The sequence below is a fragment of the Bacillus sp. SJ-10 genome, from assembly GCF_002843505.1.
In the GTDB taxonomy this organism is placed as follows: domain Bacteria; phylum Bacillota; class Bacilli; order Bacillales; family Bacillaceae; genus Bacillus; species Bacillus velezensis.
In genome coordinates this window covers 1818769-1844375 of the sequence record NZ_CP025258.1, presented here as the reverse complement: position 1 = coordinate 1844375, position 25607 = coordinate 1818769, and the positions used below count along the sequence as shown (strand labels likewise).

General features: G+C 44.5%; 30 protein-coding genes, 3 pseudogenes and 1 other annotated feature. Of the genes and pseudogenes, 13 read left to right on the top strand and 20 right to left on the bottom strand.

Going from position 1 to position 25607, the window contains the following annotated elements; translation table 11 throughout:
* Window positions 1-34: 34 nt before the first annotated feature.
* Complete coding sequence (gene ezrA / locus CXL14_RS09465; RefSeq protein WP_014418634.1) at window positions 35-1726, bottom strand: septation ring formation regulator EzrA; 1692 nt, start codon at window positions 1724-1726, stop codon at window positions 35-37.
* Window positions 1727-1921: 195 nt separating this feature from the next.
* Here ezrA and hisJ point away from each other — a divergent pair, with 195 nt between their 5' ends.
* The gene (gene hisJ / locus CXL14_RS09460) at window positions 1922-2734 is read left to right on the top strand and encodes a histidinol-phosphatase HisJ (RefSeq protein WP_101287777.1); all 813 of its coding nucleotides are present in this window, start codon (window positions 1922-1924) and stop codon (window positions 2732-2734) included.
* On the opposite strand, the gene refZ is transcribed toward hisJ, so the two are convergent.
* A complete protein-coding gene (gene refZ, locus CXL14_RS09455) occupies window positions 2724-3347 on the bottom strand; it encodes a forespore capture DNA-binding protein RefZ (protein ID WP_007408038.1) in 624 nt (207 codons plus the stop codon). The genes hisJ and refZ overlap by 11 nt on opposite strands.
* Before the next feature lie 125 nt (window positions 3348-3472).
* On the opposite strand from refZ, the gene CXL14_RS09450 reads away from it, so the two are divergent.
* A complete protein-coding gene (locus CXL14_RS09450; RefSeq protein WP_007408037.1) occupies window positions 3473-3955 on the top strand; it encodes a GAF domain-containing protein in 483 nt (160 codons plus the stop codon).
* Between the two features lie 34 nt (window positions 3956-3989).
* On the opposite strand, the gene CXL14_RS09445 is transcribed toward CXL14_RS09450, so the two are convergent.
* Complete coding sequence (locus CXL14_RS09445) at window positions 3990-5738, bottom strand: sensor domain-containing diguanylate cyclase (protein ID WP_014418636.1); 1749 nt, start codon at window positions 5736-5738, stop codon at window positions 3990-3992.
* Between the two features lie 290 nt (window positions 5739-6028).
* Here CXL14_RS09445 and rpsD point away from each other — a divergent pair, with 290 nt between their 5' ends.
* Window positions 6029-6631, top strand: coding sequence for a 30S ribosomal protein S4 (gene rpsD, locus CXL14_RS09435; protein WP_003152406.1), 603 nt, complete (start codon window positions 6029-6031; stop codon window positions 6629-6631).
* Window positions 6632-6885: 254 nt separating this feature from the next.
* Window positions 6886-8256 (top strand): aldehyde dehydrogenase, encoded by a 1371-nt coding sequence (locus tag CXL14_RS09430; RefSeq protein WP_101287775.1) that lies wholly within the window; start codon window positions 6886-6888, stop codon window positions 8254-8256.
* Between the two features lie 137 nt (window positions 8257-8393).
* On the opposite strand, the gene CXL14_RS09425 is transcribed toward CXL14_RS09430, so the two are convergent.
* The 5 genes from CXL14_RS09425 to CXL14_RS09405 all read right to left on the bottom strand — a co-directional run bounded on the left by CXL14_RS09425 (window position 8394) and on the right by CXL14_RS09405 (window position 11895).
* On the bottom strand, window positions 8394-8951 hold the full coding sequence (locus CXL14_RS09425; RefSeq protein WP_014418638.1) for an SMI1/KNR4 family protein: 558 nt from the start codon (window positions 8949-8951) through the stop codon (window positions 8394-8396).
* Window positions 8952-8969: 18 nt separating this feature from the next.
* On the bottom strand, window positions 8970-9515 hold the full coding sequence (locus tag CXL14_RS09420) for an HNH endonuclease signature motif containing protein (RefSeq protein WP_014721671.1): 546 nt from the start codon (window positions 9513-9515) through the stop codon (window positions 8970-8972).
* Between the two features lie 612 nt (window positions 9516-10127).
* Window positions 10128-10808: a hypothetical protein gene (locus CXL14_RS09410; protein ID WP_014418639.1), complete on the bottom strand. Its 681-nt coding sequence runs from the start codon at window positions 10806-10808 to the stop codon at window positions 10128-10130.
* Window positions 10809-10831: 23 nt separating this feature from the next.
* Window positions 10832-11008, bottom strand: a complete 177-nt coding sequence (locus CXL14_RS20580) for a hypothetical protein (RefSeq protein ID WP_017418372.1) — start codon at window positions 11006-11008, stop codon at window positions 10832-10834.
* Window positions 11009-11322: 314 nt separating this feature from the next.
* Window positions 11323-11895, bottom strand: coding sequence for a hypothetical protein (locus tag CXL14_RS09405; protein WP_017418373.1), 573 nt, complete (start codon window positions 11893-11895; stop codon window positions 11323-11325).
* A gap of 181 nt (window positions 11896-12076) precedes the next feature.
* Between CXL14_RS09405 and CXL14_RS20645 the strand changes: the two genes are divergently transcribed.
* Together CXL14_RS20645 and CXL14_RS09395 are read left to right on the top strand one after the other, a co-directional pair.
* Window positions 12077-12187 (top strand): type II toxin-antitoxin system HicA family toxin, encoded by a 111-nt coding sequence (locus CXL14_RS20645; protein ID WP_101287773.1) that lies wholly within the window; start codon window positions 12077-12079, stop codon window positions 12185-12187.
* A gap of 84 nt (window positions 12188-12271) precedes the next feature.
* Window positions 12272-12688 carry a type II toxin-antitoxin system HicB family antitoxin gene (locus CXL14_RS09395; RefSeq protein ID WP_014418641.1) on the top strand — a complete coding sequence of 139 codons (417 nt, stop codon included), beginning with the start codon at window positions 12272-12274 and terminating at the stop codon, window positions 12686-12688.
* An 18-nt stretch (window positions 12689-12706) separates the two neighbouring features.
* On the opposite strand, the pseudogene CXL14_RS09390 reads toward CXL14_RS09395, so the two are convergent.
* From CXL14_RS09390 to hmpA, 5 genes and pseudogenes are all read right to left on the bottom strand, one after another.
* Window positions 12707-13188: pseudogene (locus CXL14_RS09390) on the bottom strand (sigma-70 family RNA polymerase sigma factor).
* A complete protein-coding gene (locus tag CXL14_RS20640; protein WP_014418643.1) occupies window positions 13181-13423 on the bottom strand; it encodes an XtrA/YqaO family protein in 243 nt (80 codons plus the stop codon). Before CXL14_RS20640 ends, CXL14_RS09390 begins: the two are co-directional and overlap by 8 nt.
* A gap of 159 nt (window positions 13424-13582) precedes the next feature.
* A complete protein-coding gene (locus tag CXL14_RS20165) occupies window positions 13583-13753 on the bottom strand; it encodes a hypothetical protein (RefSeq protein WP_014418644.1) in 171 nt (56 codons plus the stop codon).
* A pseudogene (locus CXL14_RS09380) lies at window positions 13722-14027 on the bottom strand (DnaB-like helicase C-terminal domain-containing protein); the annotation flags it as partial. The gene CXL14_RS20165 and the pseudogene CXL14_RS09380, both read right to left, overlap by 32 nt.
* Before the next feature lie 103 nt (window positions 14028-14130).
* Window positions 14131-15321, bottom strand: coding sequence for an NO-inducible flavohemoprotein (gene hmpA, locus CXL14_RS09375; protein WP_014418645.1), 1191 nt, complete (start codon window positions 15319-15321; stop codon window positions 14131-14133).
* Window positions 15322-15557: 236 nt separating this feature from the next.
* Between hmpA and CXL14_RS09370 the strand changes: the two genes are divergently transcribed.
* From CXL14_RS09370 to CXL14_RS20530, 3 genes are all read left to right on the top strand, one after another.
* On the top strand, window positions 15558-15785 hold the full coding sequence (locus CXL14_RS09370; protein ID WP_007613133.1) for a hypothetical protein: 228 nt from the start codon (window positions 15558-15560) through the stop codon (window positions 15783-15785).
* Between the two features lie 170 nt (window positions 15786-15955).
* Window positions 15956-16465 carry a type 1 glutamine amidotransferase domain-containing protein gene (locus tag CXL14_RS09365; RefSeq protein WP_014418646.1) on the top strand — a complete coding sequence of 170 codons (510 nt, stop codon included), beginning with the start codon at window positions 15956-15958 and terminating at the stop codon, window positions 16463-16465.
* 141 nt (window positions 16466-16606) lie between these two features.
* Window positions 16607-16735 (top strand): hypothetical protein, encoded by a 129-nt coding sequence (locus CXL14_RS20530; protein WP_014721673.1) that lies wholly within the window; start codon window positions 16607-16609, stop codon window positions 16733-16735.
* A 15-nt stretch (window positions 16736-16750) separates the two neighbouring features.
* Here the strand turns inward: CXL14_RS20530 and CXL14_RS09360 are convergent, their stop codons facing one another.
* From CXL14_RS09360 to CXL14_RS09350, 4 genes and pseudogenes are all read right to left on the bottom strand, one after another.
* Window positions 16751-17503 (bottom strand): SGNH/GDSL hydrolase family protein, encoded by a 753-nt coding sequence (locus CXL14_RS09360; protein WP_014418647.1) that lies wholly within the window; start codon window positions 17501-17503, stop codon window positions 16751-16753.
* A gap of 179 nt (window positions 17504-17682) precedes the next feature.
* Window positions 17683-17928 (bottom strand): hypothetical protein, encoded by a 246-nt coding sequence (locus tag CXL14_RS20055; protein ID WP_032863536.1) that lies wholly within the window; start codon window positions 17926-17928, stop codon window positions 17683-17685.
* Window positions 17929-17975: 47 nt separating this feature from the next.
* A pseudogene (locus CXL14_RS20635) lies at window positions 17976-18026 on the bottom strand (hypothetical protein); the annotation flags it as partial.
* A gap of 160 nt (window positions 18027-18186) precedes the next feature.
* The gene (locus tag CXL14_RS09350; protein ID WP_014418648.1) at window positions 18187-19056 is read right to left on the bottom strand and encodes a cation diffusion facilitator family transporter; all 870 of its coding nucleotides are present in this window, start codon (window positions 19054-19056) and stop codon (window positions 18187-18189) included.
* A gap of 222 nt (window positions 19057-19278) precedes the next feature.
* Between CXL14_RS09350 and CXL14_RS09345 the strand changes: the two genes are divergently transcribed.
* The 3 genes from CXL14_RS09345 (at window position 19279) to CXL14_RS09335 (ending at window position 21209) form a co-directional block, all read left to right on the top strand.
* Window positions 19279-20085, top strand: a complete 807-nt coding sequence (locus CXL14_RS09345) for a TrmB family transcriptional regulator (protein WP_007408765.1) — start codon at window positions 19279-19281, stop codon at window positions 20083-20085.
* 72 nt (window positions 20086-20157) lie between these two features.
* Window positions 20158-20889, top strand: coding sequence for an AzlC family ABC transporter permease (locus CXL14_RS09340; protein WP_014418649.1), 732 nt, complete (start codon window positions 20158-20160; stop codon window positions 20887-20889).
* Window positions 20886-21209 carry an AzlD domain-containing protein gene (locus CXL14_RS09335; protein ID WP_007408767.1) on the top strand — a complete coding sequence of 108 codons (324 nt, stop codon included), beginning with the start codon at window positions 20886-20888 and terminating at the stop codon, window positions 21207-21209. Before CXL14_RS09340 ends, CXL14_RS09335 begins: the two co-directional genes overlap by 4 nt.
* Before the next feature lie 40 nt (window positions 21210-21249).
* On the opposite strand, the gene sr7p is transcribed toward CXL14_RS09335, so the two are convergent.
* The 3 genes from sr7p to acsA all read right to left on the bottom strand — a co-directional run bounded on the left by sr7p (window position 21250) and on the right by acsA (window position 24816).
* Window positions 21250-21375 carry a small protein SR7P gene (sr7p, locus tag CXL14_RS20525; RefSeq protein WP_007408768.1) on the bottom strand — a complete coding sequence of 42 codons (126 nt, stop codon included), beginning with the start codon at window positions 21373-21375 and terminating at the stop codon, window positions 21250-21252.
* Between the two features lie 119 nt (window positions 21376-21494).
* Window positions 21495-22760: a tyrosine--tRNA ligase gene (gene tyrS, locus CXL14_RS09330; protein WP_007613147.1), complete on the bottom strand. Its 1266-nt coding sequence runs from the start codon at window positions 22758-22760 to the stop codon at window positions 21495-21497.
* 50 nt (window positions 22761-22810) lie between these two features.
* Window positions 22811-23044, bottom strand: a binding site (T-box leader).
* A 53-nt stretch (window positions 23045-23097) separates the two neighbouring features.
* Window positions 23098-24816 carry an acetate--CoA ligase gene (gene acsA / locus CXL14_RS09320; RefSeq protein WP_014418650.1) on the bottom strand — a complete coding sequence of 573 codons (1719 nt, stop codon included), beginning with the start codon at window positions 24814-24816 and terminating at the stop codon, window positions 23098-23100.
* Window positions 24817-24974: 158 nt separating this feature from the next.
* Between acsA and CXL14_RS09315 the strand changes: the two genes are divergently transcribed.
* Window positions 24975-25607, top strand: a complete 633-nt coding sequence (locus CXL14_RS09315; RefSeq protein WP_014418651.1) for a GNAT family N-acetyltransferase — start codon at window positions 24975-24977, stop codon at window positions 25605-25607.

Sequence of the window (25607 nt, the reverse complement as noted above, 5' to 3'; positions counted from 1 at the left end):
GATTTCCATCAGGGTGCAGTTTTTGCTTATGCGTCTATGAAGCAGATTGATCAGCTTTAATTTTTTTCACGGCACCGGGAGCTGCTTTTTCAACAGCATCTGCCGCCATCTCATAAGCTTCATTATAGCTGAAAGCGTAAAACAGCCGTTCCGCTTCTTTCAGCTGTTCGGATAAAATATGATTCTGGCTTCGGAAGCGGTTGCCGTACTGGATGATCCGCTCTATCAGCTTCACCTGAATCACAAGATCTTCCGCCTCTTCGCTGACTTCCTCAACCACCTTTTCGGCTTCGGTCAGATGTTTGGCGGCTTCCTCCATGTTTAACGGCAGCTCTTCCAATTGGCTGACGGTTTCTTCTATATGATGATTTGCCGCCTCGAGCTTGTCCTTGACTTGTTCAGGAATTCCCGGCACGTTGCTTTTTTGCAGCATTCGGGCCGTGTCAGAAATGGTTTTCCGAAGATGCATCAGCGTTTCCCGCGCCTGCAGTTCTTCTTTTCTGAGCGCCTGCAGATTTTCACGGTATTCGGCATGTTCTTTCTGAGCCTCTTCCATCTGCTTTTCAATGGCCTCGACTTCTTCAATCAGCAGCGAGTAAGCGACATGCTCACCGTCAAGCTTTTCTCTCGCCTGCTCAAGGAGCCGGCCGATCGTTTCCAGCTGTTTTTCGAAGGCATGCTGTCTGCCGATTTCACCCGCCGTCAGCTGATAGCTTTCCTTGACGAGCTCCGTTTCGGTTTTTGTGCGGTCTTTTTCTTCCTCAAGCTTCTCATACGCGATGATCAGCTCAGGCATTTTGCTTAATACGGACTGTCCGGCTTCCACTTCGCCTTCCAGCTGGTCATACATCGATTGAATGGTTTCATCAATCAGCTGAAGAATGGCGGACGCTTCGTCAACATCCAATTCTTCCAAAAGCGCGTTTTCGGCCCGTTTCAATTGATTTGTGAGTGTATCCAGCTCTTTTTCGATTTGAATATGCTCCAATTTGTAGCCTTTTTCCGTCATTTCCCGGTAGCCGTCTTTCAGCTTGGCAATTTGGTTCGGCACGGTCTGTTTACAGTCCGCAAGCAGTTTCGGAACGTCATCTATGTATGTCTGAAGCTGATCCAGTCTGCGGTCCTGTTCAAGCAGCACTTTTCTCGCTTTGATGTAATTGCCGCTTTCCGTCTCTTCTTCGAACTCTTTTATGCCGCTCCAGATTTCGTCGAGATCCGTCTCCAGGCTGTTATAAAGCTCTCCGTAGAGATGGCTGTACGCCAGAAGGTTTTTCCGCGCTTTTGAATACCGCTCACGCACCTGTTCAATCTCTCCGCGGCTTTTTTCCTCGCTCGTCACAAGGTCGCTGATCTCACGCAGTATGCCTTCTATATTTGATTCGGCTGCAGTGAGGAGGTCGTCGATGTGGACAAGCACCTGATTCGCTTTTTTAAAGCGGTATTTGTCGGCGTTCTCTTCGGCATCATAAAGGAGCTCTTCTACTTTCGGCAGATGGGCTGTGACAATTTCATCCCACTCCTCGCGCCATCTTTCAAAGAACTCTTCCGTCTCTCCGGTCATTTTCAGATGTTTGATCTTGGACATTTCTTCCACTATCGAACGGTTTAAAATTTCAATCTTCCATGACTCCAGCCGGTCAATTTCCGTATAAATTTTTTTCCTGAAAAAGTAGCCCGCCGCAAAGAGCGCGAGCAGTATAACCAATAATCCGATGACTAACTCCATAATGAGCCCCCTTGTTGTTCTCTTAATCTGTCAGGGTGTTTTATGTATTCAGAAAGATTTCAATATATGTATTGAGAAAATCTGTCGTTTTCATTGTTATTATGATACCATGTAACCAACATTTTTTGACCAGAAATCAAAAACTTTTTGCATAATTTCGGCAGGATTCTGCAATTTTTTAATGGAGTGACACAAATGGAAAAACGAGACGCTCATATCCACACGCCTTTTTGCCCTCACGGCTCGAAGGATGCGCTGAAACAATATGTCGAAAAGGCCCTGGAAAGAGGCTTTGACTCGATCACATTTACAGAGCACGCCCCCCTTCCTCCGTCATTTCAAGATCCCGTACCGTTTCAGGACAGCGCGATGGATCTCAGACAGATGGAGGTTTATTTGGAGCGGCTGTCACAGCTGAAAAAGGAATACGATGGACAAATCAGCATTCTGACTGGGCTAGAAACCGATTTTATCACAGGGTATGAAGAGGAAACCGCGGCGTTTCTGAACACGTACGGCCCCTCACTGGATGACGGCATTTTATCCGTTCATTTTTTGAAGACCGGCCCGTCTTATATATGCCTCGATTTTGACGAGCACGCCTTTCAGCAGCTTGCCGACCGCTTCGGAAGCGTTGAAGCCGTATATGAACAATACTATGAAACTGTGTATTCTTCCATTGTAACACCGCTCGGCCCCTTTAAGCCAAAACGGGTCGGCCATATCACGCTCGTCAAAAAATTCGCGCGCCTTTTCCCTTACAGCATGTCACCTCAAATAAGAGAGCTTGCGGCCCGCTGTCTTGACGCCGCGAAAGAACACGGAATGGAGCTGGATGTGAATACATCCGGGCTCAGAAAGAAGTTTGCCGGGGAAGTATACATGGAGGATTGGATGGCTGAGACGGCGAAGCAAAAAAAAATCCCGCTCATATTCGGGTCGGACGCCCATCAAGCGGAAGATGTCGGCAGTTCCTATGAAACGTACAAAAGCATCATTACTTCATAAGCGCCGCATCAGGCCGTCGGAACACGCTTTCGATCCAGATCTTCACCTCTTCAAAATACCTTTTATAAAAGTACGGTTCATGAGGCTGCATATAGAGCACCTCGGTAATGTATTGAGGCTGAAGATACGGCATCATCAAGAGGGATTTCAATTGCAGAATAAAATGCGGCACGGGCAGCGTCAGCCGTCTGTGGCGTGACTGCCCTTCTTCAATCACCAGCTGGAAAATATATTTTTCTTTCATTAAGTAAGTAGACATAATTTCCCTGATAAGCACGGAATCAATCGTTACTTCCCGATATACAAACCGCGTTAATTGACGGTTATCGTGCTGATAGGATAAAATATCGAAAATCACCCGCAGGATGCGTTCCTGCGCGTCTTCACCGTTCATACTGACGGCGGCTTTTTCCAGCGCTTCAGTATAGCCTTCGTAAAACTCGGAAACTAAATGTTCCATTAATCCGCCTTTCCCTTTAAAATAGTAGGAGATGTGCGCAACATTTACATCAGCTGACTTTGCGATTTCACGGACGGACGTGCCGGAATAACCTTTTTGGTTAAACAGCTGGACAGCGGCGTTAATAATTTTGTCTTTGGTGCTTACTTTCATACGGCTCACCCCTTTATGTGTAACAATTCAAGCAGAAAGGCGCCGTTCCTGTAAGAACTTCTCGACAAATGCCGGCAGAACGGCCGGAACTTTGTTTGATATTATAGAAAAAGTGAGGGTTTTCCATGTTTCATGTCGAAAAACAATCCGGAGATAAAGAAAAAAGTTATCAGCTTCTGCTTAAACAGCTCGAAGCCATGACAGAAGATGAAACGGATGCGATCGCAAATTACGCGAATGCGTCAGCGCTTTTATACCATTCATTACATGAAGTCAACTGGGCGGGGTTTTACTTCGCTAAAGAGGGCGAGCTCGTGCTCGGACCGTTTCAAGGACTTCCTGCCTGTGTGCGCATTCCGTTCGGCAGAGGCGTATGCGGCACTGCCTACTCTAATGGCGACGTGCAGCGGATTGCCGATGTGAATGCGTTCCCGGGACACATCGCCTGTGACGCGGCTTCCCAGTCAGAAATCGTTCTCCCGATCCGCGTAAACGGTGAAGTGATCGGTGTGCTGGACATTGACAGCCCCGTGAAAAACCGTTTTGATGAAACGGACGAAACCTATTTAGCAAAGTTCGTTGAAACGCTTGAAAAACGATTAGGATAAAAAAAGGAGCCCGGCCGGCAGGCCGGCTCCTTTTTTATGTCGTCGTGCTGTTTTGATGGATGATCAGCCGGTTTTTGCCGTTCCGTTTGGCGATATAAAGCGCCTCATCCGCTTGCTGAACGAGCAATTTCAACGGCATCGGGCCGGACTTTGACCAGCAGGAAACGCCGCAGGAAATCGTCACGCGCGGCTCGGTGTTTTCCCGGATGGCGCGAACCAGCCTTTTAGCGATGCGTTCTCCGGATGACACGTTGATATTCGGCAGATAGACAGCCAGCTCCTCGCCCCCCCACCTTGCAGCGACATCATGCTCACGAATATGGTTCTTCATAACGGAGGCCACCTGAATCAGGATCGAATCTCCCGTTTGATGACCGTATGTATCATTAATATTTTTGAAATTATCGATATCAACGAGGATGAATACACCCCGTTTATGAATTTTCATGCTGTATTGAATTTTCTCATCCAAATAGGTTCTTGAATACAGCTCCGTCAGCTGGTCTGTCTGAACAAGATGCTCAAGCCTGTCGCGCAGCATGGAGTTCGTGACCGCCAATGTCGCATGGTGAATGAGCGCTTGAAAAAGCTTATACATTTCAAACGTAAAAGCATACAAATCCTTTTTCAATAAAATCGCGAACCCGAAGACGGTGTCATTTTCGATCATCGGCACCGCCATCAGCGAGCCGTAGCCGTTTTCGCCGAATACAGTCTTTCCGCTGCCGATAAACACGCCCTTTTCTCCCTCGAACAGCTTTTCTTTCACAATGCTGATATAAGGGTTCGCACGTTCTGTCTTAAAAAAAGCGGTATGTCCCGGAAGCAGATTTTGCGTCTCAAAATGATCAATATGAAAAAAAGCCACTTCTTCCGCATGAAACGATTGGGTCATAATGGCGGCGAGCTCCCTCATCGTATCAGTGAGTCTGAGGCGCTGATTCAGCTGGCGCGATGTTTCATTAATGAGCTCCAGATTCGCAATGCTTTTTTTCGATTGCTCATAGAGCTGCGCATTTTCAAATGCTTTTCCCGCTGCGCCCGCAAGCAGCAGCATTTCACTGAGAGTACTGCACGAAAGAACGGCATCCTGCAGCCCCTCCGTCTTCAGAACCCCGTAAGTCCCCTGCTGGCCTTTGATCGGCAGATAAGCAGATGACCTGCCTTTTCTGAGCAGTCTCCCCGATAAATAAACCTTCAGGGCAGACGGATCGGCATCTTTTCCTTCCATATGTAATTCTTTTGCGGGAAGCTGTCTGTCCGTATCCTGATCCTGCGTGATAAACAGTGAAAAACGGAAAGACCGGAAAGCCGTACTCAAACTTGCCTGCAGTTTTTCCAAAACCTCATTTTGGTCCAAAAGCGAATGGAACATTTCTGTCATTCTGTGAATTTTCCGCTGATGCTTCGTTTTGTCAAACAGCCCGCTTTGTCTCACAGATTGATTAATAAACTGAGTAACGATCTCAGGCAATGATTCCGGGATCGGCAGCCCGCCTTCCGAGCACAGATAAAAGGATCTGCCGGACGTCTGATTCCTGATCATAAAACGGCCGTCGCTCTCTTTCAGCGGAGCATAATGCGGTTCATCTTCTGTTTTTATGGTGAAACGTGTTGATTCTGCCGGTGAAAGGGTCAATGAAAGAGATGTAAAGCAGGATTCTAGAGCTGAGGCCAGCCATAACAGCGAGTCGGATAATGAGACGGATTCAGATTTCGTTAAGAAAAAAGAAAGCATTTTCTGATGAAAGGCCGTCACTTCATCAATTGTTTGTTTTTTCATTTTTATCACCTAAACATGTACTACTCATTTTTGTACATTATATCATAAACCGGCACTCTTCATGGAGAAATGGTTGACGGCGGCGGGGAAAAATCATATAATGTTCTTTGTGTGAAATATTGCAGCCTTTTTGTTCAGCTTCTGTGTTTGCATTTTGTTCCTTAGCTGTAAGGTGTATCGTGTAACTCTCTGCTGCTGGAGCGAGGATACATGAAAACAAAATGTGCACGGTCGGATCGAACAGACGGTTTTTATTTTCCACAAAATAAAACCAAAGGAGGAGTCACATTATGGCTCGCTATACAGGTCCATCTTGGAAACTGTCTCGCCGTTTAGGAATCTCTCTTAGCGGTACAGGTAAAGAATTAGAAAAACGCCCTTACGCACCAGGTCCCCACGGTCCGGGACAGCGTAAAAAACTATCAGAATACGGTTTGCAATTGCAAGAAAAGCAAAAACTTCGTCACATGTACGGTGTAAACGAACGTCAATTCCGCACATTGTTTGACAAAGCTGCAAAAATGACTGGTAAACACGGCGAAAACTTCATGATTCTTTTAGATGCACGTCTTGATAACGTTGTGTACAAGCTCGGTCTTGCGCGCACTCGCCGTCAAGCACGCCAATTAGTTAACCACGGTCACATCCTTGTTGACGGAAGCCGCGTTGACATTCCGTCTTACCAAGTAAAACCTGGTCAAACAATCGGTGTTCGCGAAAAATCAAGAAACCTTTCTATCATCAAAGAATCTGTAGAAGTAAACAACTTCGTTCCTGAGTACCTTACTTTCGACGCTGAAAAGCTTGAAGGTACATTCACTCGTCTTCCAGAGCGCTCTGAGCTTGCTCCGGAAATTAACGAAGCGCTTATCGTTGAGTTCTACTCCCGTTAAGTAAAACGCTCTTTAAAGAGCATTGGATTAAACCCCGGACATGTTGTAATGACAATGTTTCCGGGGTTTTTCTTTTGGGCTGTCAGAATAATGGACAGATGCTCCCTCTCTTTATTAAAAAAAGCCCCTGTCCGGGGCTTTTTTTATGTGCCTACTGGCTTTTCAGCTACATGTACATTAGAAACCCCCATTTGACAAGCAGAAGAAATTTTCCACATAATAAATCACCATACCTTACAAAAAGGAGAGACGAAATGAACAGCATCCCCTCTATCGTCAGCAAGCACAAAGCCTATTTTGCGGCGGGGCATACGAGACAGCTAGAATCGAGACTGAACATGCTGCAAAAGCTGAAACAAGCCATCAAAACACAAGAAGCCGATATAACAGCCGCTCTCTATCAGGATCTCCACAAATCCGAACAGGAGTCGTACACAACAGAAATCGGAATTGTACTGGAGGAAATCAGTTTTGTGATGAAGCGGCTTGGGAAATGGATCAAACCGAAACGAGCCAAAACGCCTCTGACTCACCTAGGCTCCAAGAGCATCATCATCCCTGAGCCGTATGGAACCGTTTTGGTGATTGCGCCTTGGAACTATCCCTTGCAGCTGGCGCTTTCACCCTTGATTGGAGCCATTGCGGCCGGAAACACAGTCGTTCTTAAACCGTCAGAATATACGCCGGCGGTTTCCGCTGTTCTTTCCAAACTCATCAGCAGCGTTTTTCCGAGTGACTATGTCGCTATGGCGGAGGGCGGACCCGACGTCAGCACTGTGTTATTACAGCAGCCCTTTGACTATATTTTCTTCACCGGAAGCGTTGCCGTGGGAAAAATCGTCATGGAGGCCGCCGCCAAACAATTAATTCCCGTTACCTTGGAGCTCGGCGGCAAAAGTCCCTGCATTGTCCATAAGGATGCTGATATACAGCTTGCCGCCAAACGCATCGTCTTCGGGAAATTTACAAATGCAGGGCAAACCTGCATCGCACCGGATTATTTATTTGTCCACCAAGATATCAAAACGAAGCTCACAGAAGAAATGAAGCGTGCGATCAGCGAATTTTACGGCCCTCAGCCTGAACAAAATCCGCAGTACGGCAAAATCGTCAGTGAACGCCACTATCAGCGGCTGCTCAGCTTTCTGAATGATGGCGTCCCGCTTACAGGCGGACAATTTAATCCTGATCACCACAAAATAGCGCCGACGATTCTAGATCAAGTGAAGGATGACTCTCCAGTGATGCAGGAGGAGATTTTCGGGCCAATTCTTCCGCTCTTTACATACCGTGATATCGGGGAAGTCATTGAGAAAGTCCAATCGCGCCCAAAGCCGCTCGCCCTGTATCTCTTCACCACAAACAAAGGAATCGAGCGAACTGTTTTAGAGAACCTGTCGTTTGGCGGCGGCTGTGTCAATGATACGTTAATGCATGTTGCGACACCGTATTTGCCATTCGGCGGCGTCGGGGAAAGCGGCATCGGCAGCTATCACGGATTTGACAGCTTTAACACGTTTACGCACAAAAAAAGCGTCGTCAAACAAACGAACCGCTTCGACTTCGCTTTCCGTTATCCTTCTTCCAAAAACGGGCTGCGAATGATTAGGAAAATACTTAAATAAAAAAGCGCAGAGTATCTGCGCTTTTTATAAATCCTCTATACACCAATTAATCGGTTCGTCTCTTAAATTAAACCTATTTTTAAAAGTTCAAATCGAAGTCTAATAGTAAAAATGAACCAACCCAACTGTAGGAAAGGTTAATCCTCATCACCCTGGTGAGTCCTATAATAATTCTCAGCAGTGTAGATATTCCATTCCCAAAAACTTGATCCCTGAGATAAAATATACCTATCTAAAAATATCTCAAAATTAAGTTGCATTGGTTCATACTCGACAAATCCGTGGAACCATAAATAGTTTGGATCTGTGGATATTTTGGTTTTGTCAATTAACAAATAACATCCGTCTAACAGATGTGCGACGGGAATAAACTGAGGCTTTAAAAAACCATTTTGCATATACTTTTCAATCTCTTCTAAATTAAGAATATGCAACCCCCCACCTACATTCTCACCGTAAATCAACAAATCAAATATTCTGGCTCCGTTATGCAATTTTAAAAAGGTTTTATAATCTTCAGGAAGTGAGACTTTTATTTTCTTCTCAAAACTCTCAATCTCCAGATCTGTTGCACCTTTAGAAAAAGTACATTCTGTTTCTAAAAGAGTTCCTTCATTCCCTAAAATTTTTAAGCGGCCTTTTTCATCAATTAATTCTTTTAGACCTTGGAGCGTTTTTTCAACAAAAACTGCCATTGAGCCACCTCTTACTTATTAATATTTATCCCTCCAAGGATTTAATAGATTTTGGTGCATATCACGAGGGAGAGGATACAAATTATTAAAGTTATTTTTTCCCCCATACTTTAGCGGAAGCACATGGTGAATATCGAATGAACTCCAATTCCACTTCGGATCACCGTATGTGTCGATGTACTTCTTTATATAGTTACCTCGATCCGTTCTGCTATCCCATTTAGCTCTTTTATCGACAGGTACAGCCGGGAAATTTGCTTTAGCCGGTAAGGGCATTGTTTTTTTGCTGTGAGTATTTATTATCTCTGGATACAGCATTGCTATTTTATTCGCAAGAGCAGGAGCCAATGTTCCAGTTGAAGTATCAGGAAGTGAACCTTTCCAGCCGGCTATCGAAGTATGTTGGGACATAAAAAACTTTGTCTTTTTAGGATAATACGACTTTGAATATGATTTACCTGCTTTAATATCCTTCCCTAAAAATTCTCTATTATGGAGAAAAACCCTTCCATATTTTCCGCTATAAGTGTTACTTTCATATAATCGTTTTTTCCTTCTCCCCACCGCTTCTTTCCGGGTTCCTCCTGTTGTGGCACTTTAAACAGATCGTTTTATGATTATCAAGATCAAATGCCCCGCTTGGATCATCTCTTAATGTGATGAGATTGTGGACCGTATTTGTCTCCTATTAATCCACGACGACGTCACTCACAACACAAATAGCCGTCCCTAATTAGAACGGCTTTTTTTACCCGCTTCCAGCGTGCTGTATTATAGATTTTGTCTAACTCATCACGTTGCCTTGCCATGCTTATTCCTTTTCTGATTTACCTGAACAGACTACACACGATAAACAGAAGAACGTGAGCGAAATAAACCATGACGTCTCAAATGGGTGCGCATAAATTGTTTCCATGCTCTATCTCCTTTACTCAACATAATAAAAGCTTCTGTGGATAGCGGTTTGGGTGTTGGCATCCTTTCAGCCGCACACCTTAGATTCTTTCCTAATTCCTCAAAGGCTTAATTAATTGTTTTCATGTAATCCCTCCAATCATATTCTTTCTAAACTGCCCCCCGTCCTCAGACTGTTAACCGCCATTCGTATTTCCGAGATTTATTGGAAGCAGTTTGCAGAGAATATAAAAAAGCAGGCTTAAACACCTGCTTTCCCAGTTAGCTATTAGGCAAGTCGATTTTTGTTGGGCTACTTGTCCAAGGTTTACCCATCGGCTTTTTATGTGCTTTATCTTCAAAAAATTGAGTTGTAGTATATTGATACCATGAGTTAGTCATTGCACCTTTTTCATACAAATCATATTTGTAATAAGCATCAGGGATTCGTTCTTTGGTCCAGTAAGCAAACAAGACACCTGCAGCCTTAGCACCCCATCCAAGCCCAGGAATTGTTCCAAATAAAGATCCCACTAAGGTGACTGCATTTTTAGACTCTTTTGTATGACCAGACACCGTTCCAACATACTTATATCCTGCCTTTGGTTTCGCGGCCATTGTTGTGAATGTATCTGTCGCTGATGAATTTTGAGTGCCATTTGCTATCTCTGCTTTCTTTTCATCAAAATCATAGTTCAAACCTTTTTGTACTTCACCGTCCACTTTAACAGTATGATCTTTTGCATTAAGCACAGCTTTGTGTTTCTCACCTTGTTTAGCGTATTGAATCTCCACTAGTTTGCCGTCATCCTTAATTACTTCACTTGTGATTTTAAAATCCTTATTTAACTGTTCATAGGAAGGTGCTTGAATGCTTTCAGCAAACGCAGAACTTGTTGGTAAAACTGTACCTGAAGCGATTGACGCAGCCAAAACCCCGGCCAAAAATTTTTTCCTTTTCACTTACTAATCCCCCTTAACGCACCCTAAGAATCAGCCCGACTGACTAACTGTTTGACTTTATACGCGATAACAGCAAGATAAATTACGATAATACAAATCAACGCACCTGTTCCAAAATTAGTTTGCGAAAATAAGTAAACACTTACCCCACCGAAAATAATGTACATAATAATGTCAAAGATAATTTTCTTATTAGTCATTTTGATTTCTCCAATCTGCATAATTCCGGGTGCTTGTTTTTAAGTACACCCACATTTTATAAAATATGAAATATTTTTTCTACTTGCAACTTTCTAACAATTTGTTTTTTTCTTGTACTAGCTGTAAAGATAATGATTTATTAAAAACATGTTAACACATTATTAGAGGCGGAAAAATGGTAGAGCATAATAAATGATTCTTATTAACTACATGGAAACAAAATCAGTAAATATCAACGACTGATTTACCGGAAGCAGTTTACAGAGAATATAAAAAAGCACCATCCCGTAGAATGATGCCAACTGTCCAATGCCTATCCTTTAGATTCTTCTTTAGATTCTTTTTTAGATTCTTTTTTAAACTCTTCCATTACTTCGTCTAATAACAACTTAAAACCCCGCTGCTGTTCATAATATCTCTTACTTTTAGTTGTGAGCCACCCCCACGTCCCAAACATTATAAGAGTCATAATAATACTAAAATAAAATATTGGCGAAACTAGTTGCATTCCAATTTCAATAATAGTATTAAGGATGTCTCCAGGATTTATCTTATTTTCTTTATCCTTTTGTAACATAGTGTTGGAAAAACTATTAGTAGTATTGAAATAGAAAGTGAACATAACAACAAAGACACTAAGCACTGCGGCAAGAGCTGATGTAAGTAATGTAAAAGGAATAGTTGTAAGAGAGCTTAGATCATTTGAAACATTGAGATTCGAATCTAATCTATTAACCATCAGTTTCAATTGCTCTTCACTGTGATCTCTTTTTAATGCTTCTTTAACAACTTGCTGAATGGTCAGATTTTCTTTATAGGGTTTCCCGTATCTTTTTTCTAGGTATTTCGATATTTCTTTCGCTTCCATCAACGAATGGTTTTGCATATTATCACCTCAATCCCTTTTATCGGCAAAAGAGCATGACAATGAAACCATTTACGAAATTTGTCGAACGAAAGTTCTTTTCATAAATTAGTCTCAAGTAAGACAAAAATGCTTTTTTTATAAAATAAGTATCGACACGTATAAATAATATGTCTCTTAATATATATGAAGGGAGGGAAACATGAAGTCTTCAAGAGATATCATAAAGATACTTACAAAAGATGGGTGGTATTTAAAGCGGGTTGTTGGTAGTCATCACCACTTTAACATCCAACCAAACCGGGCACGGTAACAGTCCCACATCCAAAAAAGACTTCAAACCCAGCACACTAAATTCTATACTTAAACAACCCCCTTGTAAGGAGGTTTTATATATATGGCAAAGTATTTATTTCCGGCGATTTTTGATGCAGGAGAAAACGGAAGCGACGGCTACACAATTACCTTTCCCGATTTACCCGGCTGCATTTCAGAAGGCGAGAACGTGGATGATGCTATGATCATGGCAAAAGATGCGCTCGAAGGCTTTCTATATGGCATGGAAGAAGACGGCGAAGACATCCCTTCCCCCTCCGCTCCAAAATATATCAAAGTGCCGGCAACCGGTTTTGTTGTTATGGTAAGCGCCTGGACAGATATTGTCCGTGATGAAATGGAAAACAAAGCGGTGAAAAAGACACTTACTGTACCTAAATGGCTGGCGGAAGCAGCAGAAAAAGAAGGTGTAAACTTTTCGCAGCTTCTTCAATTTGCATTACGTGAGCGGCTTGGCATTAATAAAAGATCATCATAAAAAAGACAGCCTGTTAAGCTAAACAAAAAGGCTGTCATTTGCTCTATTTTTCATTTTTAAGAGGGATCGTTCAATATTCTTTTGGACGGTTCCTTTTTTTATATTGAGTAAAGCAGCTATTTCTTCATAAACATATTTTGCACAGCGTGCATGATAAAAATATCTTTCTCGGGGTCTGTCAGTACAGATAAAGATCGCTATTCTTTCCCTGTTCCAATCGCTTGCCTCTCCATCAGGGTCCTGAACGATTGCATATTCTTCCGGCAGCGCATCAATTAAACGCGGATCAGAAAGGATCGTCCTTTTATACGCATCCCTGCGATCAGCACCACGGCGGGCGCCGGGTTGTCTTCCGTTCTGCAGCCATTCGATTGTATTCAATGTCGCTTATCATGCCGCCAATAATCTTTTTATCGCTGTTTTGTTCAGCGGTTAAGAGACTGTCAGCAACCTCCGATAACTGCCGGTACATCTTTCAATGCGCTTTTATATTCAATGATTAAATCTTACATATGTTTCCTCCTGTTTAATTCCCCTTAAATAAGCCGCTTCCGGAAAACAAAAAAACGGACACCAATCAGAGCACAGTAATTCTGTACAATGATCAGTGTCCGCAGGCTTTCCGTCTTGGACTTGTATCCAATTAAACAATTCTCCTTCGTCCCATTTAACGCGGGTGATCTTGCCATGATTTGTAATTATCTTTGTTTCCCTGTATGTGGGGAGCGGAGCCATCCTTGCAGCTCCATTGGATAGAATAACCGCAAAGTAACCGTACTGTGTCGTGTCTATGACAAGTTTATCTCTTTATATGATCTAAACTGATTAATCTCATACTGTTTCCTCCTTTAAATCCGTTGTTCGTATACCAACAAATAAGCGTTCATCCCGTCTTTAAATTTCTCTTGTAAATAAAAATTCAGCACCTCTTCCGAATCCTGCAGCCGCACCGTTTTTTTTCTCGCACACCAAAAATTCGATCAGCAGGATAAGTGAGTAATAATTGTTTCGGAGCGCTGCTTCATACCAATCTCTAATCGTCAAAACGCCGCTCCAAGTTGACAAAAAGCCCGTACTCTTTGATGAACACGAGTGAAACAGTTCCGACCGGGCCGTTTCGCTGCTTGCCTATTTGATCTCAATAAATTTTTGCTCTCACTTTCCTTGTCGTAATAATCATCCCGATAAAGAACCCCAATGACATCCGCGTCCTGTTCAATGTGTCCCGATTCTCTTATGTCTGACATCATCGGTCGTTTATCCTGCCGCTGTTCAACGCCCCGTGAGAAAGCTGACTGAGAGCAATCACGCTAATATCCAACTCTCGGCTCATGTGTTTTTAACATGCGGCGGCACTTAATTCAATCGTTCCTTGCAAGAGAATAAAAAAGCACCCAATCCGGGTGCTTCATACATTAAAATCATCGTCCTTCCTTCTTCCATCACACCATACTCAGCTGGGGTTCGAATAATTCATAGTGAATGGATTCCGGCGGTGTATTGAATTCAGAAATCAGCTTTTTCATTTCTTTAATGAACGACGGTGATCCGCACAGGTAAAAATCAGCATCTTTATCTGTCATCACTTCTTCTAACAGCTGTTTGTCAATCCGGCCTTCCCGAAAACGAATGTTTTCTGAACGGTCTTGTTCGGACGGCTCGCTGTAAATAAAGAGGGTGTCAACGGATGAGTGTTCCGCGGCTTCTTCTGCTTCATGCCGCAACGCATGATACTCTCCGCTCCTTGCCGCATGGATAAAGAGAACGTTTCGCTGCGGCTGGGTTTTGGCAACCGTCTTTAACATGCTGATCATCGGGGTAATTCCGACACCGGCACTGATGAGAACCAGATTCTTTTTAGAATCAGGGTCTAATACGAAATCCCCGGCCGGAGCGCTGATCTCAATTGAATCCTTTTCGTGTAATTGGTCATGCAGATATGAGGAAACAACCCCTTCTTTTTTCACGGAAATCCGGTAATAATCCTCACCGGACACGTCGGATAAGCTGTACTGGCGGATATGCGTATATCCCGTGTCCGGAATGTATACTTTTACACTGATATACTGCCCCGCTTTGAATTCGGGGAGAACTTGTCCGTCTTCCGGTTTTAAATAAAACGACGTTATCTCCTTGCTTTCTTTTACCTTTTTATCAATTGTAAACGCCTTATAGTCTTTCCAGCCGCCTTTTTGCGTTTCCGCTTGTTCGTACATGTCCTTCTCAATTCCGATAAAAGCGTCTGCAATGACGCCGTATGCTTTTTCCCATGCCTGAATGACCTCAGGAGCGGCCCCGTCTTTTAGCACATCCTTTATCGCGATTAACAAGTACTTTCCAACGATTGGGTAATGCTCGGGCTTAACACCGATACTCCGGTGCTTATGGCTGATTTGTTTGACGACGGGGACTATGTTTTCCAGCCGGTCAATATTGGCTGCGGCCGCGATCACAGCATTCGACAAGGCCGTACGCTGTGTTTTTTTCTTTTGATTTGTCTGATTAAAGATATTCAGCAGCTCAGGGTGATGCTGAAACAGCAGGTCATAAAACCGGCCTGTGATTTCTTCACCATGCTCTTCTAAGACCGGCACTGTGCTTTTAATGGTTTCAATCGTTTTTTCATCGAGCATTCTGAAATCCCCCTAAAGATGTATGCATCTCGATTGACCTGAGAAAAGAATCGTTTTTGAATTCTTTTTTATAGATTTCCCCGCTCAAAAAGGGTTAGCCATTCCAATTTGAGGCGGATTCAGGAAAAATCAGAAAAACGAAATTGCATATGAAAAATTGTGGACTTGCCATGGGGTACTTGTCCGATGCAAAATCCTCCTTGTCAGCATTTAATAAAGTACGGGAGGTGAGATGAATGGGTAAAAAATCGAAAGTGTATTACTGTGACCCTAAGTATATTGTGACTGACAAGTATACTGACAAAGAAGTGGTTTACGTCCATCCCATCAAACACATTAACAGAGAGCATATCCGTTATGTTCCCCGCCACGTTTATCAGGAAGAAACAATTCACGAAGTCATTGATCCGGGAGATCCGGGGAAATGCGGGTGTAAAAAGAATAAAAAAAGACACAAAAAGTAATTGGTTCGATTTCTTGCCTTATCTCAGGTTAAACACGTAAGTTTCAGCAGACCTCCGTACCTTTTGGCTCCTCTTTTTCAGAGGGGTCTTTTTTTCACAAGCAAATACGTTGTGAGGCGGCAATCCGCCTGATATTCTTGTCATATACAAATTCACAGGGGGCATGATGTATGAGCAAAAAAATCGCAGTTCTGATGACAGATCAATTTGAGGATATTGAATATACAAGCCCGGCGGAAGCATTTAAAGAAGCGGGCCACAGTGTGGTGACAATAGATTTGGAAGCAGGGAAAGAAGTGACGGGCAAGCACGGTGAGAAAGTAAAGATCGATCAAGCGATCTCAGACGCAGACGCCAAGGAATTCGATGCGTTATTGATTCCCGGAGGCTTTTCACCGGATCTTCTGCGCGGAGATGACCGCCCGGGTGAATTCACTAAAGCATTCGTGGAAGATCAGAAACCTGTTTTCGCGATCTGCCACGGCCCGCAGCTGCTGATTGATACCGACCTTCTTAAAGGAAAAGATATCACGGGATTCCGCAGCATCCGCAAAGACTTAATCAATGCCGGCGCAAATTATAAAGATGAAGAAGTCGTCGTGAGCCATAACATCGTAACGAGCAGAACACCTGACGATTTGGAAGCCTTTAATCGTGAATCATTGAACCTGCTGAAATAAGAGAAAAAAGCACAGACCCGTTCAGTCTGTGCTTTTTTTATGGATTTATAAAGAAACACCAATAGTTAGACCTATTCTCTTCCCCATCCATAATAAGTAAAATTAAGAGTGGGTTTTTCGACACTCGACAGGAGGTTCGCTATGTGGATGATCATTTTGCTGCTTATCATTTTAATCGGTTTTACCGGTAATATCATCTCGCTTTTGAGAGCGCAAAGACACGCATCTCAAAGAATAATTGAGCTTTTAGAAAAGCAAAGCCGAAAATAATCTGTTAGCGCTGTGTTACCCATAATAGTAATAATAATTCCGGCAGATTTCCTGAAATATGATTTGATGCCCTTTCTCGTTCGGATGAAGACCTTCTGACATGCACATGCTGCGGAAAGCGGGATTATACGGGTCGATGAGATCTGTATCAAACAGGTCGGCATACGGTACAGAGAGGAGTGTGCAGGCTTCTTTTTGGGCTTTCACATAGTCAGCCAGCTTCAGGCCCAGTTTATTTTTATCAGTATCACGGCGGACGATTTTTCCTTTTGATATTTTTGCTTGTCTCGTTGGGGTCACCACAATGATGCTCGCGCCTTTATTTCCGCTCCGCAGCTGCTGGATCACTTGGCAGAAGCCTCCGTAAAATGTGGTGATATCCTTTTCATCTGTGCCGATGGGAATGTGGTTGCACCAATCATCATCTGTTCCCTGGACAATGATGACATCATGTCCCTTTGTTTTAAGCGCCTGCTGATAAATGTTACCGCTTCCGTTGTTGCTCATGTTAACGCCGCTGACAGACAGATTGGTTATTTCAGCGTTTGTCCGGTCTTTCAGAATGTCACCAAAGCCGTATTCCGCACGCAGCCCCCGGGCGACGCTGTCACCTAAGATCGCGATTTTTGAAGCCTTCCGCAGCCTGCTTATGCTGATGAAGTCAATGCTGATATGCCCGCTGTCCGTGATATGCAAAAGCTTGCTGCTTATGTTTGGCAAAGAGACTGTCTTTCCTTCAGAGTTATAAAAATCCTCATTCAGCTTCATTCGGCGTCATCCCTTCCTTTTTATCCTCCGGCATCTTTTTTGACATAAAAAACGGACACGAACAAACAGCGCCATGTTGTCAGTTCAGTGTCCGCAGATGATGATACCGGATCTTTTATGCAGTTCTCTTGCCATTATAGCAGATCCCCGTTACTTGTAATAGAGTCTGCAGTCAGCATTTAAAACAGCGTTTGCGGGTACGTTTTTGATGAGACCGTCTGCTGCGGGAACGGTGTGTCCGGCGATGCGTCCGTCTTCTGCTGCGGGAACGGTGTGTCCGGTGATGCGTCCGTCTTCTGCTGCGGGAGCGGTGTGTCCGGTGATGGCTCCGTCTTCTGCTGCGGGAACGGTGTGTCCGGTGATGCGTCCGTCTTCTGCTGCGGGAACGGTGTGTCCGTTTTCTGCTGCGGGAACGGCGCGAACATTTTTTAGAAACCGGTTCTTGGTATAAATACTCCCCTAAACCTTCTCTTTCCGCAACGGCAACTCCATGTTCAATTTCTTTAACAGAAATAGCGTTCAATTCTGTTCACCTCCCTTTTTCTTTACAACATAACGTATGAAATGAACCCCTCACGTGTATAAGCTTCTCTCTCATATGAGCGAGAAATAGTCATTTATACAACAAAAAGACCCGTGGGAACGGGCCTTTTGCCGGGAACAAACGCAAACATAAGATCGATTTATTTCTTCCTCTCGCTCTCCGGCTCGGGGTGAATCATTACCTGTGCTTGTTTGAATTCATTCGTAATATCCCTTTCAATGCGGTCACACAGGTCGTGCACGTCTTTAATCGTCACGTGAGAGGCTACGACCAGGTGAAAATCAATATACTCCTGCGGGCCGGAGCGTCTTGTACGAAAATCGTGAATTTCAATAAATTCCTGTTGAAATGTTTCAATAATCTTTAAAATTGTTTTTTCTTCCTCTTCCGACAAACGGGTATCAATCAGCGGCGGGAATGCTTCTTTCATTAACTTAAACGCTTCATATATGATATACACCGCCAGCACCATACCTATAATGGGATCAAGTATGTACCACTCCGTTACGGTAACGACCAAAAGGCTTGCCGCTACGCCTAATGATGTGTACACGTCAGTCAGTAAATGCAGGGCATTTGATTTCATTGCCACGGAATTAACCTTTTCGGCTTCTCTTTTTACGAACTTCGAAACGATCAAATTAATGAGAGCCCCCGCAAGCATCACAACAATGCCCAATACGGGCAGATGAACCGGCGCCGGGTTGACCAGTTTTTGAACGCATTCATATATCATCCAAATCCCTGCCGCAAAAATCAGAATCGTCTCGATAGTCCCCGACAGATTCTCGACTTTTCCATGACCGTACGGATGCCCTGTATCAGCCGGCTTTTTTGAAATCCTGACGGAGATAAAGGCAATGAAGGCGGCGATCAAATCTAAAAAAGAATGAATGGCTTCAGAAAGTATCGCGACAGATCCGGTTATTATCCCCACCACTATTTTGAGCATGACGACCAGGGAATTGCTTATAACCGATAAAAAAGCGATTTTAGAGGTGTTTTCCACCGTGATCCTCCTCTTTTTAACTTCTTGAATTTATCATATCAAACGGCATTCGTGTGGGTCTACGGCAACGTTTTTCACAAAAGCCATACATGTAACTGGCCATAAACTAAGTTGGAAAGCGACAAAACAGGTGCAACTTTCTTTCAGCACTCAAGTCCCATTGACAAGATATAACCGCTTACATTATAGTAGTTTCATGAATAACCACTACGGAGGATGTTTATGGAGGATGTTCTGAAAGAATTACAGAAATTTGGTTTTTCTCAATATGAATGTAAAGCATATATCGGCTTGTTGAAACACTCGCCTGTTACCGGATATGAAATCAGCAAAAGGTCAGGCGTTCCCCGCTCAATGATCTATGAGGTATTGGGGAAATTAGTTGATAAAGGCGCTGTCCATATTGTGCCGTCTGATCCGGTTACATATGCCCCGCTGGCCGGAAAGGAATTAATCGACCGGCTCCGGCACGATTTCGAGAGCTCATTCGGCTACCTTGAGGAAAAGTTATTGGCTCTGGAAAGCGAGCAGGAGATGAATGTCATCCGCCGCATCAGCACGAATGATCATGTCATCAATGAGATGAAGGATATGATTGAAAAAGCCGAGGAAGAGTTGTGGCTGTCTGTCTGGGAACAGCAGATTCCCTTTATTCAAGAAGCCGCTAACAAACGCGCCGCCGAACAATTGCCCGTCTTTTCGATTGTGTTCGGCCCTCCGGAAGTGAAGCTCGGAAATACGACAAATCATAATATGTCTCCTGAAGTGGCGGAGAAACGGATGGGCGGGAGATTAACGATAGCTGCCCGCGATAATAAAGAAGTCTTAATCGCCAATTTTTCCCCGCAGACGAATGCCTGGGCCATTAAATCAGAAGATCCCGCTCTCGTTCTCGTGGCCATGGAATATATGAGGCACGATCTGATGTTCGCGGAGCTTGTGAAAGAAGTAGGGGCTGAGAAAGTTGAAGGCCTGATGAAACAAAACCATTCGTTATTTCATGTCGTCACCGGAAATCGGTTCATATAAATGTGAACCGTATTTTCTTTGATTTTTTCATTAGTCGTTATCATTATAATCTCTATGAAAGGAGTATAAAAAATGATTAACACAGAAGTGCAAAAAACCGCCGTTTCCCGGGAAATGAACGATACGTTTTTACAGGGGGTGCGGGATTGTGTGCCTACGCTGCTGGGCTATATGAGCATCGGTTTTGCTTTCGGCATCGTTGGCGTTGCCTCTCATCTAAGCATTCTTGAAATTTGTTTGTTATCTTTGTGTGTCTATGCCGGCGCCGCCCAATTTATTATTTGCTCGCTCCTTGTTTCCGGGAGTCCGATTTCCGCCATTATTTTAACGACGTTTATCGTCAATCTGCGGCACCTTCTGCTGAGCCTGACCATCGCGCCGTATTTCACGAAATACTCTTTGGCGAAAAATATCGGCTTCGGGGCTTTGCTTACTGACGAATCTTTCGGGGTAGCGGTGAACAAAGCGGCTCAGAACGGCAGGTTATACGATAAGTGGATGAACGGTCTCAATATAACCGCTTACGTGTGCTGGGTTATTTCCTGCGTAATGGGCGGGCTTCTCGGACAATGGATATCTGATCCTTACGCGCTCGGCCTGGACTTTGCTTTGCCCGCTATGTTTGCGGCGCTGCTTGTGCTGCAATTGCAGTCGTCCGCTTCGGAAAAGCTGAAGCACAGCCTCTCCTTAATTCTCTATATGATCATTTTTATGGTCTTGTTATCGTATTTCGTCCCGTCACACATCGCGGTTATCGCCTCAACCGTGATTGTGGCAACGATCGGGGTGGTGACGGACAAATGAGCATCAGCACACAAATGATCTGGATTATACTCGGCTGCATGATTGTTACACTTGTGCCGCGCATTGTTCCGTTTATATTTGTCCGGAACATTCAGATGCCTGAGTTGGCTTTAAAATGGCTCTCCTTTATTCCGCTTTGTATTTTGACGGCTCTGGTAACGGAAAGCATGATTGTGAAAACAAACAGCGCTTTGACCTTTGATTGGAAAGCAATGATCGTTCTCATCCCGACATTGCTTTGCGCGATGCGGACAAAAAGCTTATCCATCACGGTCATCACAGGAGTCGTGCTGATGGCCGCCGTCAGGCTGATATGGTGACAATCAAAAGCCTCCATTCCGCAGAATGGAGGCTTTCCCTTTATGATGTCGGATTTTCTTCTTCCGTCTCTGATTCCTCGGCTTTGGCTTCGGCATTTATGCTTTGCTGCTGTTCCCAATGATCCCGCTGCAATCTTTCTTTTGCGATGGTAAACATGAAATTCACGGCGCAGCACCCCTTCCCTGTTTTGCTTATACTATGTACTGTACTCATTTCCCCGTGCAGTATTCACAAAACATAAAAAAGCAGCCTGCCGCATTGAGCGGCCGGACTGCTTTTTATTTTCAGTACGTGATCAGGAAGTATTTTTTCTTTCCGCGGCGCAGTACGGTAAATTGATCTTCAATGCGGTCTTCCGCAGTCAGAAGATGCCCGATGTCCGTCTGGCGCTCGCCGTTAATGTAAACAGCTCCGTTTTGAATGTCTTCGCGGGCCTGCCGTTTTGAAGGCGACAATTTAGATTCCACAAGCACGTCTACTAAAGACAGTTCTTCAGAGCGGTCTTTTTCAAACGAAGGTACATCTTTAAATCCTACCTTGACGTCTTGAGCGGAAAGCTCTTTAATATTGCCGCTGAATAGCGCCTGGGAGATATGAACGGCCTGCTCAAGCGCTTCGCGGCCGTGTACAAGAACAGTCACCTCTTCGGCGAGACGTTTCTGCGCTTCTCTTTTCTCAGGAGCCGTCTCCGTTTTTTCAGCATAAGCTTCAATTTCCTCTTTTGACAAGAAAGTAAAGTATTTTAAGTATTTGACGACGTCGCGGTCATCTGTATTGATCCAGAACTGGTAGAATTCGTACGGCGATGTTTTTTCTTTATCAAGCCAAATGGCGCCGCCTTCCGTTTTGCCGAATTTCGTGCCGTCAGCTTTTGTGACGAGCGGAATGGTAAGACCGAAAGCTTTCGCCCCTTCTTCTTCTGATTTTCTGATCAGTTCAAGACCGGCCGTGATGTTGCCCCACTGGTCACTGCCTCCGATTTGGAGTTTGCAGTTCTTTTCTCTGTACAGATTCAGAAAATCGTAGGATTGCAGGATCATGTAGCTGAATTCTGTGTAAGAAATTCCGGTTTCAATTCTTGAGCTTACAGTATCTTTCGCAAGCATGTAGTTAATTCCGAAGTTCTTTCCGACGTCACGGAGAAATTCAATAATGCTCAGCTTTCCGATCCAATCAAAGTTGTTCGCTATGACAGCGGGGTTTTCTCCGGCCTCGAAATCTAAAAATCGGGAAAGCTGATTTTTAATTTTTTGCGACCATTCGACAACGATATCCTGAGTATTTAACGTACGCTCCGCTTTTTTGCCGCTCGGATCGCCGATCAGTCCCGTCGCGCCGCCTACAAGCGCAATCGGATGGTGGCCTGCAAGCTGGAAACGGCGCAGTGTCAATATCGGCAGAAGGTGTCCGATGTGCAGGCTGTCAGCCGTCGGGTCAAACCCTGAGTATAAACGGATTTTTTCTTCGTTCAGCTGTTTATTCAGTCCTTCTTCATCCGTCATTTGCTGGATTAAGCCGCGGAATGATAAATCCTCTAATAAGTTAGTCATTTTGTCTGCTCCTTTGTTTATGAAAATAAAAAACGCCCCTTCGTTTAAAACGAAGGGACGATATAATCGCGGTACCACCCTACTAATAAAAACATAAAAAAAGCTTTTATCACTCTTTTTGATAACGGACCGTGTCCGCTCTTTCACTACTGAAAGCCTTGGAATGGCTTTGTTCGCAAAAGCGGTTCATGAGTGTATTCGGCATATCTTATGTGCTGATTTTCACCGGCCATCAGCTCTCTTGAACAATCAGATACCCTACTTGTCTCAATCAAAACCTTTTCGTATGAAGCTTACTCATTTTTAACATAAATAAGATACGATGTCAACGCCGTCTTTAATCTTCCATTGTGGACAGGTCGCCTGCCGGCAGGTTCAGCTCCCATGCCTTCAGCACACGTCTCATGATTTTTCCGCTCCGTGTTTTTGGAAGTTTATCTTTGAATTCAATTTCCCGCGGTGCGGCATGCGCGGCAAGCCCCTGTTTTACAAAGAGGCGAATGTCCTCCTTCAGCTGATCGGATGGCTCATGCCCTTCTCTGAGCGCGATAAACGCTTTAATAATTTCTCCCCGGACAGGGTCCGGCTTTCCGATAACGCCGGCTTCGGCAATCGCCGGATGTTCAACAAGTTTGCTTTCGACTTCAAACGGGCCGACGCGCTCGCCGGATGTCATGATGACATCATCGACTCTGCCTTGGAACCAGAAATAACCGTCTTCATCCATATAAGCAGAATCTCCGGAAACATACCAGCCGCCCGGCATGAAATAAGAATCATATTTCTCTTTGTTATTCCAAATGGAATCCATCATCGACGGCCAGCCCTTTTTAATGGCGAGATTTCCCATTCGGTACGGCGGAAGCTCATTTCCCTGATTGTCAACGATCGCCGCTTCCACTCCCGGAATCGGTTTCCCCATTGAACCCGGCTTGATCTCCATGCAAGGATAATTGCAGATGAGCTGACCGCCCGTTTCTGTCATCCACCATGTGTCGTGGATGCGCTTGCCGAATACTTTATGTCCCCACTTGATGACCTCGGGGTTCAAAGGTTCTCCGACACTCAGGACGTGACGAAGTGAAGTAAGGTCAAATTTGGATGCCATTTCATCCCCGGCGCCCATAAGCATTCTGAAAGCCGTCGGAGCGCTGTACCAGACGCTGACACCGAGCTTCTCAATCGTGCCGTACCAGTTTTCCGGACTGAATCTGCCGCCGACGATCACATTCGCCGCTCCGTTCAGCCACGGCGCAAATATCCCGTACACCGTCCCGGTCACCCAGCCCGGGTCCGCAGTGCACCAGTAAATATCGTCTTCTTTAAGATCAAGCACCCACTTGCCGGTCTGGTATTGCTGAATCATGGCTTCATGAACGTGGAGCACACCTTTGGGCGTTCCGGTAGATCCTGATGTGTAGTGAAGCAGGTAGCCGTCTCTTCTGTCCATCCATTCAATATCAAGTCTCGTGCTTTCTCCCTCAGCCGCTTTATCATAATGGATGATTTTATCTCCCGCTTCTTTGCTGCCGCCGACAATGAAAATATGCTCGAGGTCGGGCAGGCTGTCCGCCGGAATCCGTTCGGCCAGTTCAGGTGTCGTCACGACAACCTTTGCCTGGCTGTTCAAAAGGCGGTCTTTGACGGCGCCTTCCATAAACGCTTCAAATAAAGGACCGGCGATCGCACCGATTTTAATTGCGCCGAGCATGATAAAGTAAAGCTCCGGCGAACGCGGCATGAAAATAAAAACGCGGTCCCCTTTTTCCACGTTTCCATACCGTCTCAGTACATTTCCCGCCCGGTTCGATTCCTCCATCATTTCTTTAAATGTGTATTTTTCATCCCGGTTTGCGTCCTTGTAATACAGCGCTACTTTGTTTTTTCGAAATGATTCGGCATGACGGTCAATTGCTTCATACGCCGCATTCAGCTTCCCCGTCTGATGCCAGGAAAACTCCGCTTCGACCTCTTTCCAATCGAAGCTGCGGTACGTTTCCTCATAATTTCGCAGATGATAATTCCCCTTTTCCGCCGGCAACGCTTTCAAATTCATGCAACATCCCCCTTTGCTTATCTATAGACTAATTATAGTAGATGTTCACAGTTTTCTCAATTTTTAAAATATAAATTACAACACTATTGAAAACGCTTTATATTTTGTTATGCTTAAGAGAGATGTGTTTTTATTAAGAACCGACAGGCGGTGAATCAGTGAAACATCATAAAACGTACCATTCTTCATTAATTCAGACAGCAGCCGGCCCTCTTTTAGTAGAAGGGCCCGTTCCTCCAGATGACCTAGCACAGTATGAGTTTCATGAAGGCCTGACAGCCTTTCGCCTTCCTCATGAACAGCACAAAGCGTTAATCGAGATCGCCGGGCTTCCTGAAGGTCGGATCATTATCGCCAGGGACGGACAGACGATTATCGGCTATGTGACGTATTTATATCCTGATCCGCTTGAACGGTGGTCTGACGGAAATATGGAAGACCTCCTTGAACTCGGGGCGATCGAGGTCGCTCCCGGCTACAGGGGCTGTTCTGTCGGAAAAACGCTGCTGACAGTCAGCATGATGGATGAACAGATGGAACGGTACATCATCATGACGACGGAATATTACTGGCATTGGGATTTAAAAGGAATGAAAAAAGATGTGTGGGAATACAGAAAGATCATGGAAAAGATGATGAATGCCGGGGGTCTTGTCTGGTTCGCAACGGATGAACCGGAAATCAGCTCTCACCCGGCCAATTGTCTGATGGCCCGCATCGGCAGGCACGTCAGTCAGGAGTCAATTGAACAGTTCGACAGGCTTCGTTTTTATCAGCGATTTATGTATTGA

What these genes read in the sequence shown, in the direction of transcription:
- ezrA (WP_014418634.1), bottom strand. Translation starts at nt 1,726, where the DNA reads ATGGAGTTAGTCATCGGATTATTGGTTATACTGCTCGCGCTCTTTGCG.
- hisJ (WP_101287777.1), top strand. Translation starts at nt 1,922, where the DNA reads ATGGAAAAACGAGACGCTCATATCCACACGCCTTTTTGCCCTCACGGC.
- refZ (WP_007408038.1), bottom strand. Translation starts at nt 3,347, where the DNA reads ATGAAAGTAAGCACCAAAGACAAAATTATTAACGCCGCTGTCCAGCTG.
- CXL14_RS09450 (WP_007408037.1), top strand. Translation starts at nt 3,473, where the DNA reads ATGTTTCATGTCGAAAAACAATCCGGAGATAAAGAAAAAAGTTATCAG.
- CXL14_RS09445 (WP_014418636.1), bottom strand. Translation starts at nt 5,738, where the DNA reads ATGAAAAAACAAACAATTGATGAAGTGACGGCCTTTCATCAGAAAATG.
- rpsD (WP_003152406.1), top strand. Translation starts at nt 6,029, where the DNA reads ATGGCTCGCTATACAGGTCCATCTTGGAAACTGTCTCGCCGTTTAGGA.
- CXL14_RS09430 (WP_101287775.1), top strand. Translation starts at nt 6,886, where the DNA reads ATGAACAGCATCCCCTCTATCGTCAGCAAGCACAAAGCCTATTTTGCG.
- CXL14_RS09425 (WP_014418638.1), bottom strand. Translation starts at nt 8,951, where the DNA reads ATGGCAGTTTTTGTTGAAAAAACGCTCCAAGGTCTAAAAGAATTAATT.
- CXL14_RS20580 (WP_017418372.1), bottom strand. Translation starts at nt 11,008, where the DNA reads ATGACTAATAAGAAAATTATCTTTGACATTATTATGTACATTATTTTC.
- CXL14_RS09405 (WP_017418373.1), bottom strand. Translation starts at nt 11,895, where the DNA reads ATGCAAAACCATTCGTTGATGGAAGCGAAAGAAATATCGAAATACCTA.
- CXL14_RS20645 (WP_101287773.1), top strand. Translation starts at nt 12,077, where the DNA reads ATGAAGTCTTCAAGAGATATCATAAAGATACTTACAAAAGATGGGTGG.
- CXL14_RS09395 (WP_014418641.1), top strand. Translation starts at nt 12,272, where the DNA reads ATGGCAAAGTATTTATTTCCGGCGATTTTTGATGCAGGAGAAAACGGA.
- CXL14_RS20640 (WP_014418643.1), bottom strand. Translation starts at nt 13,423, where the DNA reads ATGGCTCCGCTCCCCACATACAGGGAAACAAAGATAATTACAAATCAT.
- hmpA (WP_014418645.1), bottom strand. Translation starts at nt 15,321, where the DNA reads ATGCTCGATGAAAAAACGATTGAAACCATTAAAAGCACAGTGCCGGTC.
- CXL14_RS09370 (WP_007613133.1), top strand. Translation starts at nt 15,558, where the DNA reads ATGGGTAAAAAATCGAAAGTGTATTACTGTGACCCTAAGTATATTGTG.
- CXL14_RS09365 (WP_014418646.1), top strand. Translation starts at nt 15,956, where the DNA reads ATGAGCAAAAAAATCGCAGTTCTGATGACAGATCAATTTGAGGATATT.
- CXL14_RS20530 (WP_014721673.1), top strand. Translation starts at nt 16,607, where the DNA reads ATGTGGATGATCATTTTGCTGCTTATCATTTTAATCGGTTTTACCGGT.
- CXL14_RS09360 (WP_014418647.1), bottom strand. Translation starts at nt 17,503, where the DNA reads ATGAAGCTGAATGAGGATTTTTATAACTCTGAAGGAAAGACAGTCTCT.
- CXL14_RS20055 (WP_032863536.1), bottom strand. Translation starts at nt 17,928, where the DNA reads ATGTTCGCGCCGTTCCCGCAGCAGAAAACGGACACACCGTTCCCGCAG.
- CXL14_RS09345 (WP_007408765.1), top strand. Translation starts at nt 19,279, where the DNA reads ATGGAGGATGTTCTGAAAGAATTACAGAAATTTGGTTTTTCTCAATAT.
- CXL14_RS09340 (WP_014418649.1), top strand. Translation starts at nt 20,158, where the DNA reads ATGATTAACACAGAAGTGCAAAAAACCGCCGTTTCCCGGGAAATGAAC.
- CXL14_RS09335 (WP_007408767.1), top strand. Translation starts at nt 20,886, where the DNA reads ATGAGCATCAGCACACAAATGATCTGGATTATACTCGGCTGCATGATT.
- tyrS (WP_007613147.1), bottom strand. Translation starts at nt 22,760, where the DNA reads ATGACTAACTTATTAGAGGATTTATCATTCCGCGGCTTAATCCAGCAA.
- acsA (WP_014418650.1), bottom strand. Translation starts at nt 24,816, where the DNA reads ATGAATTTGAAAGCGTTGCCGGCGGAAAAGGGGAATTATCATCTGCGA.